Consider the following 12,815-nt stretch of genomic DNA (forward strand, 5'->3'; position numbering starts at 1 on the left):
AGCAACTAAGCTAGGGGAGTGTGTTGAGTACTGGTGATAAATTTTGTCTTCTGAGAGGATAGACATGCTTTAAAACCAAAAGAATTTGTTATAGTTGCACGATGCAAATATGGATTTTATCCTTGGGATTGTTGCTCTGTGCATGTGTGCCTAAACCCTCTAATTTGGCTAGCCCTGTAACCTTTGATATTGCCCACCAGGGGAGCGCTGTCAAGACTTATTGGCGCAAGTTGGGGGATAAAAACTCTAAGATGTTGGTGCTAGAAAGCAATAATTGGTTTTTTTTGCTTTGGCGGGATCGTTTTAGGGAAGCTAGACCTACTACGCGTATGCTCGAGCCGGGGACTTATTACCTGAGCTCTTTTGAGGTTCAAGTGGGCGATCGTCTACTTAAGAGTCAGACCACTTTGCCTAGATGGCGTGGAGGTTGGGATAGTGTGCACCAGCGCCCCTTATTTTTAGCTTTTCAGGTCAAACCCCACACTCCGCTTAAATTGCCTTCCATTGAATTAGCCATCCAACACACCCGCAAGGATAAAAAAAGGGGGATTCCCGAGAGCTACCGTGTTAATTTCCTCTTCACAGATGAGCAGGGCGTGTTGATCAAAGGGCCTTATAGCAAGTCGTTTTGATTTTAGTTATAATTTAGTTTTCAATGTAAGGGCTGAGTATGGAAAACCTTTTGATTTTTTTGACCAATATTAATGTGATCTTTTATCTCATTGGGTATTTCGTAGGGGGAATTCCTTTTGGGTATTGGATTGTCAAGGTGTGTTATAAGGTGGACATCACTACACAGGGAAGTGGAGGGATTGGGGCTACTAATGTCGTGCGTGTGATGAATACAATCAACCCCTCTAAGGCGAAAAAGTTAGGCACTGGGGTGTTGGTGTTAGACCTGCTCAAGGGGGTGGTTTGTGTACTGGGTGCCAAGCTCGCGGGTTTGAGTTATGAGGCACAATGGATGGTTGCCTTCACAACGATTCTGGGACATTGCTACTCTCCCTTCTTAAACTTCAGGGGAGGCAAGGGGGTGAGCACGACTATGGGGGCTGTGCTTTTACTCATTCCCGTGGAGAGTTTGATTGGGCTCGCTCTATGGGCTTTTGTGGGCAAAAAGCTCAAAATCTCCTCTTTGGCTTCCATTATGGGTGTAGGGCTTGCCACGCTACTTCTCTTTGCCCTTCCAGCCTTGCATGTCAATTTACCCGCACCCATCAATATGTATGCCCAAATTGGCACACACACCCCGATGATCCTTATTTTCCTTTTCACCATCTACAAACACTGGTCCAATGTGCTTAAGCTTCTAACGGGACAAGAAAAGCGTATCCTGTAGATGAAGGTAAGTCTGCTTATCGAAAATTTTTGCCTAGATGCGATCATTGGAATCCAAGAGAGTGAACGAAAGCAAGCACAACCCCTCATTATTGATTTAGAAGTGAACTATGTCTATGGTGGTGCGGGACAATATTTGGATTACATGGCTATTTTAGAGGCAGTGCAAGATAAACTTTCCAGCACGCCCTATGCTCTTTTAGAAGAGGCACTGGAGGGCATCAGTGCGTGGCTTAAGCGGTGTTTTCCAAGCATTACGGAGATTCTCATGAGTATCAAAAAGCCACAAGTGTGCCAGCGTGCGCTTGTAGGAGTGCGGATACATAGAACCTTTGACTAGGAGCTGTGATTAGGTAGGCAATATGGTTCTGGCAATAGCGCGGCGTTGCTGGGCGTGGGTGAGCGCGACTGCCAGAGCGTCTGTGATGTCTAAGGGCTTAACCGCGCTCTGAAGACCTAGAATCTTTTGCACCATGAAAGCGACCTGTTCCTTGCTCGCCTTGCCATGCCCGCTAATGGCACGTTTAACCTGTAAAGGGGTATATTGACTGAAGTGTCCTATGCTTTGCAAAATCTTTAAACTCAACGCTCCTCTAAATTGTGCGAGTTTGAGCACGCTTTTGGGATTGTAGGCATAAAAAATGTCCTCAATCGCCACTTCAAGAATGGGATAGGTTTTTAAAATTTGTTCTAAACCTTCTATCATCTCTAAAATTTGGGTTTGAAAGGGTGCGCTTTGGATATGAATGAAACCCGCGCCCACCAACTTGCTTTGCATGTCTATAATGCCATAACCACATTTACGACTCCCCGGATCGATGCCTAAAATCATTAAGATTTAAATTGATTGATATTGTGGTCTAAGCTCTCTGTGGCTGCGCGCAAATCTTCAGTTGCCTTGATAATTTTGGCAGCCTCTACCGCGTTACTAGCGTTGATTGCCTCAATCCCCTCAAAGTAAGGAGTCATGTCATCGATGTCTTGTTTAGTTCCCACAAAGCTTCCAATAGAAGTGCTAACCCTCTGTACCACAAATTCGAGATTAGAATTCATATCTTGAAATTTTTTCTGCATTTCCAAGCCGACGCTATTGAGTTCTTCAATTTTCTTGGAATTTAAATTCATCTGGGCAGAGACATCATTGATTTCCTGCACAATGACTCCAATGGTGGAGTTGATCTCAGACAAGCTTTTTTGCGTGCGCGCGGCCAAATTGCGCACCTCATCAGCTACCACCGCAAAACCCCTCCCATGTTCACCTGCGCGCGCGGCCTCAATGGCGGCGTTCAAGGCGAGTAAATTAGTTTGATTGGCGATGTCATCGATGATGTGTAAAATATTTTTCACACTATCGGCGTTCTTACTCAACTGTTCCACCTTATTGGCCAGCTCTTCTTCTGTTCTTGAAGCCTCTGTAATCTGTCCAAAGAGATTGGCGATCACTCCATTGGAAGTTTGAATCGAGCCCTGTATTTCGGTTAGACTTTTCTGGCTCTCTTGAGCTTGGTCTAAGGAATTGCCTAGAATCTGATTGATCTCGGCTGTCCTAGTTTTAATTTGATTAATCATAGCGGTGCGCTTGCCCATTTCCTCCAACACGGCTAGAATGGTTGCTTTAAGGTCGCTCGCAATGTCTTTATTGCCCCTACTGGTTTCTTTAATATGGTTAAAGAAAGTTTGAATATGCTCCACAAAGTGGTTGATCCCCTGCCCCACTCTCCCAATTTCATCTCCACCATTAACATGGATGCGTTGGGTTAAATCTCTCTCCCCCTGATTGAAATCATACATCATGTGCACCAAGATATTCAGACGCTTAACAATGGTGTAATAGGTGAGTAGACCAGTCACTAAGATGAAAAAGGCCACAATACCGGCAATGTAGTAGATCAGGTCGTGAAGATTTTCAGAGACCCGTTGTCTGATCTCCTCGCGTGTATGCTCCGTTGCTTTTAAAATATCACTATAGTAGGAGGTGGATACAATAATCATCCCACTTGTGGGGTCGTAGTGGCTGTAAGCCACTTTAGGCTCAGGCGTACCTCCCTCAAACTTAGGCATTTTATAGTGGGTAAACCCTCCCCCATTTTTAGCCTGTTCTACATAGCCCTTGACATAGTAAACTCCATCTACGCTGGTTAAATGCATGCCGTCTTTCCCCACGGTATTGGGATTAACAGGGTCAAAGAGCACTGTGCCCTGCATGTCTACAATCACCATGTAGATCATGCCCTTGTCATCATTGATTTTCCCAAAGTATTCTAGGGCCATTTTCCTCGCCTCGTCTTTAGGGAAGTATTTGTAATAGCCTGCGATGCCCTGTTCGATGAGATGTGTGTCGTATTTCAAGGTACTTTCTCGGTGATCCATATCCCCCTTCTTTTCGCTTCCAATGACAGAATAGACTAGGTTATACTGCTTATGATCAGCAATAATAACAATGAGAACGCCCACGATAGAGAGGGACAGGAGAATCACGCCCATAATTTTAGCTCCAAGATTCACGCAAACTCCTATGCTAAGTTGATTTTCCATTTTAGCATGAACATGGGCATGCTAAAGTGCTCAAGACATCTAGGTTCGCCCAATTGGTATAGTCCAAAGGAGACATAAATAGCCCACATTTGCTGTCCCCACCCTCTGTTGCAGCAAGCAGGAACCCTGCGTATTCCACGAGTCAAATCGGACATATACAAGCATTATACACAAATTAGTGGTATGCGTCTCAACCACCAAAGCATAAACACAATGCGTTGACAAGAATTTCTGCCAAAAAGCAGCTAAAATAAAACCATGCAAATCCTACTGAAACCTTCCGTGTTTCTAGCCCAAAGTGATACCACTGCTGGGTTTTTTGGCACAGATCCCGCCGCACTCAACCGCATCAAACATAGCCCCGGGGATAAACCGCTGTTGCAGATTGTAGGGAATCTCCACGCCATCCCCGTGCGTGTACCACAAATCCACCGCAACTTTGTACGCCGTAGCCGTGCTAGCTGCATCTATCCACTCACCCCTCCAAGAGGCTATCGAGTGGTCAAAGACACCCATGTGCAGGACTTTTTAAGATTCTTTGGTGTACTTTATAGCACCTCAGCGAACTTAAGCGGCATGGAGTTTGATGCAGACTGGGCATGCACAACAACCCCCCTCTTGATCGAAGACAAAAGGGGAATCTATCGGTCTCCTCCCTCCGCTATCTTTAAGCTTTCGCGCACACGCAAAAGACGCTTGCGCTAGTGGGCAAATTATGTTATTTAGATGTCTGGGTTGCGCCCTTAGGCGTGAACCCATTTTTTTGGAGATCTTCGTAGAAGGTTTTAGATTGCAGGGTTTCTTTCCAATGACTCAAATAGTCATACTCGGCTTCCACTTCCTTTTTGAGATTATCGACATTTTGCACCCTAAGCGCCAAGGCCTTCTTAATCGCATCCAAGCGCTTCTGACGCTGTGCAGGGCTGAGCTTAGCGATATTCTTGGCTAAAATATCTTGAAAGTGTTTTTGGAAATCCGCCTGGTGCTTGGGGGTCATCTTGTTGTAACGATTCTTCATCTCACTTAGATAACTGATCACCTTACTAGCTTCCACTTTGCCTGCCATGTCTAACATCTCCTGGTCAGGCTTGGCATGGTACTCCGGGAACACATTCAATCCAATATCCTGTGCTCCCAACCCACACAGTAAACCCGAGGCTAAAACCATACCCGCAAATCTCATAGGAATCCTTTGTAAAATTTAGACTCGCATTATAACTTTTTTTTCTAAACCACAAGACACCTCCCCTAAAGGGAGCGAATTCTTAAGCAAAGAGTCTCAGTAGAACTGGTATAAACGGCGTTTTTTGCACCAATTAGATAGACATCATTACTGCCGTTCGTAGAGGAAGGGTACACCCTTAATCCCGGTATCCCAAACTTTTTTAGTTATTTCTTTGACCTCTTTAATCTTGTCATCGGGCACTTCTGCGGGCGTGTAGGCAGTGGCATACACCTTGTTAAGTAAGTTGATTTTACTCTGCGTGCTGCGGGCCTGTTTGACTTGCATCAAGATGTCTGCGGCCTTGAGTTCGGATTTTTCCCCTAATAATCCCACTACCACCATGTGCACATTAGCATCTTTGAGGTGTTCTTGCACACGGCGTAATTCATTTTGGCAATGCGGACACATGGGGTCGGATATAATGTAAAGCTCCTTAGCATTCTTATTTTTAGAAGTAAGCGTGATCACATAATCCTTGGGAAGATTGTCGAGCATGGCATTAATTTTGGCCCCATTAGCCTGTTTAAAGTTGTAGTTCTGGGTTTGGCTGTAGATATCATTGATGAGCTCGATGTCCTGATCGTTATTGCTGAAGAACACATTGCTCAAGCCCAGCACCAAAGTGCCATCCTTGTTAGCAAGCAAGGGGATATGGTATTTTGTCTCAGGGTCTTCCACCACCACAATTTGAAAATCCTTATTGGATTTTAGGGGTTGCAGACTTAAAACGCTCACGGACCTTTTAGTCTGTTTATAGATCAGCTGTACGATGTTGACGCCGACAATCTTGTCCTCTTTATTTTCCTTGACTGCCGCCTTAGCCCCCGCAATCCCTACACACAGCATAAGCACACACAAAAATTGACGCATACCTCTTCCTAAGTGAAATTTTGAGCGTCATTCTAGCACCAAATGCCTAATAGCATGCTTGATGGGTAGACCCTAGGATTTGAAAAATTTGAAATAACCCCCTGTTTTATTAGTTTGAGGTGTGCGGCTGAGGACTAAATCTCCCTCCTGCATCTGCTGAGTGATTGTGCTTCCCGCTCCAATCAAGACATGGGAGGGGATATCTAAGGGTGCAATTAACTGGCTATCACTCCCCACAAAGACATGTTTGCCAATCTTAGTGCTGTATTTGCTCCTGCCATCGTAATTACAGGTAATCACCCCCGCGCCGATGTTGCTCCCCTCATCAATACTGCAATCTCCTAAATAACTCAGATGCCCCGCTTTCACCCCTTTTAACTGGGCATTCTTAGTTTCGACAAAATTCCCTACATGGCTATGGGAGATATAGCACCCCGGGCGTACATGGGCTAGTGGACCAATAGAACTCTCCTCTATAATGCTCTCCTCGATCACACTATGGGCTTTGATATGGGCATTTTTGAGCACACAAGCCCCTGCTAAGCGCACCCCCTGCTCCAAGACGCAGCTCCCCTCAAAGCGCACTTGGGAATCTAAATAAATCGTGTGGGGCATCTCCATCTGCACGCCCGCGTCCATAGCCTCTTGACGCAAACGCGCTAAAAGTGCTTCTTGAGCCTGTGCAAGCTCGCCGAGCGAATTAACTCCCATGCAAGCTTGCGCGCTCACATAAACCCCTACAATCTCTACCCCTGCACGCGCCCCCAACTCAACAAGTTGGGTTAGGTAGTATTCGCGCTGGGCATTGTGAGAATCAAGCTTGAGCAAGTAGGTCTGCAAAAACTCTCTACTAAAGACATAGATTCCTGCGTTCAAACTAGAATGCTGCCAGACCTCCTTAGACGCGTCCTTTTCCTCTATGATGGCTTGGGCTAAGCCATTTTCTAGGTGCACGCGCCCATATCCACACGCATCTTCACGCTCAAAAATCCCAATGGCATGCGGGTGCTCTAGGAGAGGTTGGAGGACGGAAGGATTAATTAGTGGCATGTCCGCGTTGAGAATGAGAATTTTCTCATGGGCGGTAGGAAGAAGCACGCCATTTTCAAGTAAGGCTCCCCCTGTGCCTGGGAATTTGTCCACATCCTGAAGGTGAATATGAATGGATTGGTGCGCAAAAGCTTCCTGAATGCAAGCGTGGATGCGTGCATGCTGGTGCGCCAAAACCACATGCACATCATCGCTAAGTGCCAGTGCGCTCTCAAGCACATAAACGAGCATTTCGCGCCCACAAAGCTTGTGCAAGACTTTAGGTAAAGGGGATTTCATGCGCGTCCCCTTGCCGGCTGCTAAGATAATCACAGAGAGATTCATAGAGTTTCCTTTAGAGCTTTTTAACTTCCAGGGCATTATACTTTAGATAAAGCAAAAAGGTTTTTGATTGTTGAGAGCGATTTTGTTGGCCCTCTTAAGTTTGGAGTTATTGCTGAGCGCGGAGATCAAGGACCCTATCATCCCCACCATCGATCTCTCCTTGAGCGCACCCCACACCCCAGCCCAATTAGTAACGACCTTAAATGTTGTGTTGGTGCTCACACTTTTGGTGCTCGCTCCCTCATTGGTCCTAGTGATGACAAGTTTTATCCGCCTAATTGTTGTCTTTTCGTTTCTACGCACGGCTCTAGGCACGCAACAAACCCCGCCCACACAGATTCTAGTGTCTTTAGCCTTGATTTTGACCTTTTTTATCATGGAGCCCTCTGCCAAAAAGAGTTATGAAATCGCCATCAAACCCTATTTGGCCGAAAAGATTTCCTATACCGAAGCCTTTGAAAAAGGGGTTGTGCCCTTTAAGGAATTCATGCTCAAAAACACGCGGGAAAAAGACCTCGCCCTCTTTTTCCGCATCCGCCATTTGGACAACCCTAAGGATGTTAACAGTGTGCCCTTAAGCGTACTCGTGCCCGCGTTTATGATTAGCGAGCTCAAAACCGCTTTCCAGATTGGGTTCTTACTCTACCTGCCTTTTTTGGTCATCGACATGGTGGTGAGCTCGATTTTAATGGCTATGGGGATGATGATGTTGCCCCCTGTGATGATCTCTCTGCCTTTTAAGATTTTGGTGTTTATTTTGGTCGATGGGTTTAACTTGTTGGTAGAAAATCTTGTAGCTAGTTTTAAACACTTGAGTTAGCGACATAGGCGCCATGCACGCCCTACAAAGAGGGCACAGAGCACAAAGGGCAATACCTTAAAGAGCATTTCACTTTGCATGTGCATGCGTGCAAACTCTGGAGTAGCTGTTGTGCCCATCGCTTGTGCTTGCAAGATATTGGGCGTGTAGTAAAAACTAAAAAGGGTGATGAGACCCACGCCGATTATACTCAAAAGCACTAATAACGCTCCTCTGCGCCTCTTAGCTAGGATTAAAAACGCGCTATCTAGGGCTAAGAACACTCCTAAGACATTCAAAAGGGTATTGGCACGCACAAAAATACGTCCCATCAACGCCCCCGCATCCAGAATGCTTAAATCTACATGGGCTAGGGTGGGGGCTTTAAAAAGCACGGGGGCCACCCCTGCTCCCGCAAAGAGCACAACCCCTATGCCCATTCCCAAGACAAGCAAGAACACCACCCCCCACAACTTACCCAACATCAGAAGTAGAAATAATAAGCGGCTGTAAAGGCCCAGTCGCGCTTGAGAAACAAAGTAGTGTTATTAAACTTGCTCCCGTTGAAGGTTTCAACATAGTTGACATGCATCATCGGAACTTTAAAGCCTAGTTCAAGACCATGGCGCTTGGAAATGACCGTGCGTACACCTCCATTGACCAGCCACTGGACCTTGGTCTGTGGGTTATTGCCCTTGACCAACCACCAAGTATTGCCCCCCACAGCCAGTCCCCCAAAGATTCCCAAGCTAAAGCGATCTGCATTGATGAAATTAAGTAAGAGGTCCAACCCTACACCATAACCAGATAAATTGAAAGTATTATTGGTAAATTTCACCTTATGGTTAGAGACAAACTCCCCAAAATCTGTAATTCCCCAATTATAGAAAGCATAATAGCGCAAACCAACCCAACCTTTCTGTCCGAAGAGTTGGTTGTAGCCCACATGCACTCCCAGTCCCTGCGTGATAGCATTTTTACCAGGTTTGGGAACATACCCTTCTCCTAACACTTTAGCCCTGAAGGTCGAGCCACCCATTTCATACATCGCGCCTACAAAAAGCGCACTCTCCTCTGCCTGCAAACTCCCGCACAAAGCCGCTGTGAGCGTTAAGGCTTTTAAAATTCGCATGCAAACCCCTTAAACCCTTGCCGCTAACTTACTGATCGCATCCGCATGCAAGTCGTCCATATGGGTGCGTAAAACTTTAGAATACATGTCCACAAGGCGGTTTGCTTCAATCAAGCGCGTCATCTCAGTCACCGCATTGACATTGCTTTTTTCCAAGAAATGCTGGCGCACAATGGGGGCGTTGAGTTCCACACGCTCGGCCATTTTTTCCTGAGGATAGGTGTAAAGATTATTCCCGATCTTATTTAAGAGTTTTTGACTCTGAAAACCCACTATAGCAAGCGCGCCTCCGGGTACCTCTTCATTGCCATCATGGAAAAACAAATCGCCTGTAGGACTCACACTCAGGCGCGCTCCAGGGAGCATTTGAATTCCCGTGTGATTCTCAATGCCGCCACGACTGAGCACATGAAAGCCCTCTTTAGTGCTCAAAAATCCCTGCGAATCGATTGTAAAACTCCCATCGCGCGTAAAGGCAATGCCCTGTGGAGTTTGCACAACAAAATAGGCATTGGGGTCGCTCAGGGCAAAATCTAGATCATTATCCGTTTTGGCCATGGGTCCTAGGCTGTAATCGGTGTAGCGTTCACTGATAATGGGGACGCGGTTGAGGTTACGATTCAAATATTGTGCAGCATGCTTGGTCTGATCAGCTAGAGGTAATTGATCGCGGTAATTCTGATACAGGCGCAAGAAATCCCCTACCACTACATCATCGCGCTTGAAACCAGCCGTGTTGAGATTAGCTAAATTATTAGAGATTTGATCCAGGCGGTTAAACTCAGTTACCATGCCCCCTGTCGCGTCGTAATATCCATTTGTCATATTGTGCTCCTATTATGCGAGTGTGCTATTATAGCCTAAAAAAACAAGGATTAGTGTGCAGGAGAGTATCGCGCATTTTCAACATTTATTTGACACATGGGGGTATTTACTTCTGTTTGTCTATTCTTTAGGGAGTGGGTATGTGGGAATCGTGGTAGCAGCAATCTTGAGTTCCATGGGACAGATGGATATTAAATTGAGCATTGTAGTGGCAGGATGTGGCAATTTCGTAGGTAGCGTAGGGTTGGCGTTTTTAGGGCGCACCCAAAAGAAGGAGCTCTATACTTATTTTGCTAGACATCGCCGTAAATTCGCGCTTGTGCATATCTGGTTGCAAAAATACGGGGTGTGGTTGATTTTTTTCAACAAGTACATCTATGGTGTCAAGAGCATTGTGCCTTTAGCGATCGGGTTTAGCAAATACAATTTGAAAAAGTTTGCACTCTGGAATGGGTGCGCATGTGCGCTGTGGGCGGTTGCAGTCGGAAGTGTGGCCTTTTATGCCAGCGCTTGGGTGCGCCAGATTGGCGATCAAGTGGGTGCATATGCCTATTTGATGCCTCTGATCATCATTTTGCTCATCTTAGTCATTATATGGATGCTCAAAAGAGGCACGCGCAAAATCTGATGGTGTTAAGTTTGCGGGTTTAGTGTACAAAATGGAAACTGGAAATTTTTGAGCTATGCTATAATGCCCGCGCTGAATTTCTGCGTTGTCTAACAGGCAAGGCAGAGGTTAATAAGTATAGATTGCTACGGGTGTATCCGTCATATCAGGAGTAGGGCATGGGCCAAAATCTCATCTGCTTAGGTTTAGCGTTATTTTTGTTGGGTGGGTGTTGCCAATGCCCTTATACCAACCCCCCCAAAAAACAACATAAACACCACAAAAAGCCCCAAAAAGTGGCCCCTAATGATGGTGAACCCAAACAAGTGGAATAACCCGATGAGTAGTTACTCGTGAACAAGACTTTCAATAATGCTAGGGGGTGGGGTGGTTCTTATGTGAGAGTTTTGCATCCTTACAGCATATCAAGCAGGTTTTATTGATCCCAAAATCTCTCAATCATAGCGATGGTAGATACATGAAAAATACCTTAATCCTTGGCCTTTTTCTTCTAAATCCCCCTCTGTTTGCCCATCCCTTTGCTTCCTACCTAGATGGGGCCTTTGTTTCCTTTGGAATGAATGTAGGAGGGGGTAGTGCACTAGAGAGCGTGCGCAGCGCGCCAGATGCTAATGCTGCCAAGATCGCCGCCTATCAGGCTAATTTGCAAGCCTATAACAATGCCCTAGCCCAACTCAAGGCTAACCAAGCCCAAACCCTCACCCAATTGCAAAAATACGCCCAGCAACTCGCCAGCCTTAACCCCAATGCTACCCAAGTCGCCCAGATTCTCAGCGCATTACAGAAGCATCTAAGCCGCACCATCCAAGTCCAAGCCTTCCTAGCAGGCCTTTCCCAAGATACTTCCAATTACCAAAACTACCTCAACCAGCTTGTCAGCAGTTATCAAGCCAAGAATCAAGCCCTCCTCAACCAAGCTCAAGAGAGTATTGCGCAATATGAAAGCGCGCTAAAGAGCGTCAATCAAGACAACCAACAAACCCTCATTCAAGCCCTTAACACCTTAAGTGCTCTCAATACCCAAGCTGCCCAAGCCGCCAAAGAGTTGGGGATCACTTATACGCCCATCACCCCCCCCGTGCAAAGCTCCCAAGTGAGTTCGCTCAGTCCCACTCAAGTGATCCAGGCCATCGGCACGCTGGCTAGCGACATCCAAGCCCTAGCTTCCACCATTGGCACCGATATTGATAAATTGAAGAGTGATGATAAACAAGTGATCCTGCAAAATGCCAGCAAGATCGCCCAGCTCACCAATGCCGCCAACGCGGCTAAAGCCGCTGCTGCCACCGCCGCCACCGCAGCCAGCAATGCTAAAACGACTGCACTCAACCAAATTGCCAGCATAGGCCAAAAACTAGGGCAGGCTTTCCACAACCAATGGATGCAATACGCTGTGGGAGAGGCATGGGGGGTCAATAACTTCACCTATGCCAATAGCGGGCGCACATGCATCATTTCCAATATTGTCTCAGGCAATACGAGTTTTGTGGGCCCCAATTACTGCGGTGGCAGTACCTTTCCTAATATCAAATTACCCTCTGGGCTGAGTCTCCCTGATATGTGGAACACCCTATTTAATGTGGCGCAACTCGCCCCCTATGCCAATAGCAAATATATAGGAGCTGAAGCTTACTTTGACAATCCGCGTACTCAAGCATATCTCAAACAAGCATGGGATTACATGAATAGCTACCTAAGCCCTAACAATTTTCAGGGCAATTTTGCTGGCTCTAAACTCGCGACCATGTTTGAAAATGCCCTGAGTGGTGGCGACTTCACACAAGCCCAGAGCCTCCTCACAAATTATACTCAGGACATGATTCCCTACATGCTGTATACGTTTTATAATATTCCATACTGGATTGCCTACTACGGCAACTCCAATACCTTGCCCGGCCCTTTTTGTCATAACACGGGTGCGCTATTTCAAGGTTTGAACCGATGCGAAACACTTTTTAACACCTCCATCACCCTTCTAGGTGCTTTATCATTCACCGATGCCCAGATGTCCAGTATTGAAAGTGCCATTAATGCCCAAGGAAAGATCGCTGCTGGCGCGATTAACAACGCACAAAGCGCGCAAACAGCT

Annotated in this window: 15 protein-coding genes; 7 read left to right on the plus strand and 8 right to left on the minus strand. The window is 46.3% G+C overall.

Going from position 1 to position 12,815, the window contains the following annotated elements; genetic code table 11:
- The first annotated feature begins 101 nt into the window (after positions 1-101).
- The 3 genes from C6H04_RS05775 to C6H04_RS05785 are packed head-to-tail and all read left to right on the plus strand — an operon-like array spanning position 102 to position 1,678.
- On the plus strand, positions 102-632 hold the full coding sequence (locus C6H04_RS05775) for a hypothetical protein (RefSeq protein ID WP_104695692.1): 531 nt from the start codon (positions 102-104) through the stop codon (positions 630-632).
- 38 nt (positions 633-670) lie between these two features.
- The gene (gene plsY, locus C6H04_RS05780; RefSeq protein WP_104732587.1) at positions 671-1,339 is read left to right on the plus strand and encodes a glycerol-3-phosphate 1-O-acyltransferase PlsY; all 669 of its coding nucleotides are present in this window, start codon (positions 671-673) and stop codon (positions 1,337-1,339) included.
- The gene (locus C6H04_RS05785) at positions 1,340-1,678 is read left to right on the plus strand and encodes a dihydroneopterin aldolase (RefSeq protein WP_104732588.1); all 339 of its coding nucleotides are present in this window, start codon (positions 1,340-1,342) and stop codon (positions 1,676-1,678) included.
- Positions 1,679-1,687: 9 nt separating this feature from the next.
- Here C6H04_RS05785 and ruvC read toward each other — a convergent pair whose 3' ends face one another.
- Together ruvC and C6H04_RS05795 are read right to left on the minus strand one after the other, a co-directional pair.
- Positions 1,688-2,170, minus strand: coding sequence for a crossover junction endodeoxyribonuclease RuvC (gene ruvC, locus C6H04_RS05790; protein WP_104695689.1), 483 nt, complete (start codon positions 2,168-2,170; stop codon positions 1,688-1,690).
- Complete coding sequence (locus tag C6H04_RS05795; RefSeq protein ID WP_104732589.1) at positions 2,170-3,843, minus strand: methyl-accepting chemotaxis protein; 1,674 nt, start codon at positions 3,841-3,843, stop codon at positions 2,170-2,172. The genes ruvC and C6H04_RS05795 overlap by 1 nt, the downstream gene beginning before the upstream one ends.
- Before the next feature lie 288 nt (positions 3,844-4,131).
- On the opposite strand from C6H04_RS05795, the gene C6H04_RS05800 reads away from it, so the two are divergent.
- Positions 4,132-4,578: a N6-threonylcarbamoyl adenosine t(6)A37 modification in tRNA gene (locus C6H04_RS05800; protein WP_104732590.1), complete on the plus strand. Its 447-nt coding sequence runs from the start codon at positions 4,132-4,134 to the stop codon at positions 4,576-4,578.
- A 13-nt stretch (positions 4,579-4,591) separates the two neighbouring features.
- Here C6H04_RS05800 and C6H04_RS05805 read toward each other — a convergent pair whose 3' ends face one another.
- The 3 genes from C6H04_RS05805 to glmU all read right to left on the minus strand — a co-directional run bounded on the left by C6H04_RS05805 (position 4,592) and on the right by glmU (position 7,342).
- Positions 4,592-5,056 carry a DUF1104 domain-containing protein gene (locus C6H04_RS05805; protein WP_104695686.1) on the minus strand — a complete coding sequence of 155 codons (465 nt, stop codon included), beginning with the start codon at positions 5,054-5,056 and terminating at the stop codon, positions 4,592-4,594.
- 147 nt (positions 5,057-5,203) lie between these two features.
- Complete coding sequence (locus C6H04_RS05810) at positions 5,204-5,968, minus strand: DsbA family protein (RefSeq protein WP_104732591.1); 765 nt, start codon at positions 5,966-5,968, stop codon at positions 5,204-5,206.
- Positions 5,969-6,040: 72 nt separating this feature from the next.
- Complete coding sequence (gene glmU / locus C6H04_RS05815; protein ID WP_104732592.1) at positions 6,041-7,342, minus strand: bifunctional UDP-N-acetylglucosamine diphosphorylase/glucosamine-1-phosphate N-acetyltransferase GlmU; 1,302 nt, start codon at positions 7,340-7,342, stop codon at positions 6,041-6,043.
- Positions 7,343-7,442: 100 nt separating this feature from the next.
- Between glmU and fliP the strand changes: the two genes are divergently transcribed.
- The gene (gene fliP, locus C6H04_RS05820) at positions 7,443-8,162 is read left to right on the plus strand and encodes a flagellar type III secretion system pore protein FliP (protein WP_411709990.1); all 720 of its coding nucleotides are present in this window, start codon (positions 7,443-7,445) and stop codon (positions 8,160-8,162) included.
- Here the strand turns inward: fliP and C6H04_RS05825 are convergent.
- From C6H04_RS05825 to C6H04_RS05835, 3 genes are read right to left on the minus strand one after another with little or no spacing between them, the layout of a single operon-like run.
- Positions 8,159-8,602: a DUF4149 domain-containing protein gene (locus tag C6H04_RS05825; RefSeq protein ID WP_233711501.1), complete on the minus strand. Its 444-nt coding sequence runs from the start codon at positions 8,600-8,602 to the stop codon at positions 8,159-8,161. The genes fliP and C6H04_RS05825 overlap by 4 nt on opposite strands.
- A 23-nt stretch (positions 8,603-8,625) precedes the next feature.
- Positions 8,626-9,273 carry an outer membrane protein gene (locus tag C6H04_RS05830; RefSeq protein WP_104695681.1) on the minus strand — a complete coding sequence of 216 codons (648 nt, stop codon included), beginning with the start codon at positions 9,271-9,273 and terminating at the stop codon, positions 8,626-8,628.
- Between the two features lie 9 nt (positions 9,274-9,282).
- Positions 9,283-10,098 (minus strand): flagellar hook-basal body protein, encoded by an 816-nt coding sequence (locus tag C6H04_RS05835; RefSeq protein ID WP_104695680.1) that lies wholly within the window; start codon positions 10,096-10,098, stop codon positions 9,283-9,285.
- A gap of 55 nt (positions 10,099-10,153) precedes the next feature.
- Here C6H04_RS05835 and C6H04_RS05840 point away from each other — a divergent pair, with 55 nt between their 5' ends.
- Positions 10,154-10,726, plus strand: coding sequence for a DedA family protein (locus tag C6H04_RS05840; protein ID WP_104695679.1), 573 nt, complete (start codon positions 10,154-10,156; stop codon positions 10,724-10,726).
- 457 nt (positions 10,727-11,183) lie between these two features.
- A partial coding sequence (locus tag C6H04_RS05845) for an HlyD family secretion protein (RefSeq protein WP_104732594.1) occupies positions 11,184-12,815 on the plus strand: 1,632 nt, incomplete at its 3' end.

It is taken from the genome of Helicobacter salomonis, from assembly GCF_900197775.1.
GTDB lineage: Bacteria > Campylobacterota > Campylobacteria > Campylobacterales > Helicobacteraceae > Helicobacter > Helicobacter salomonis.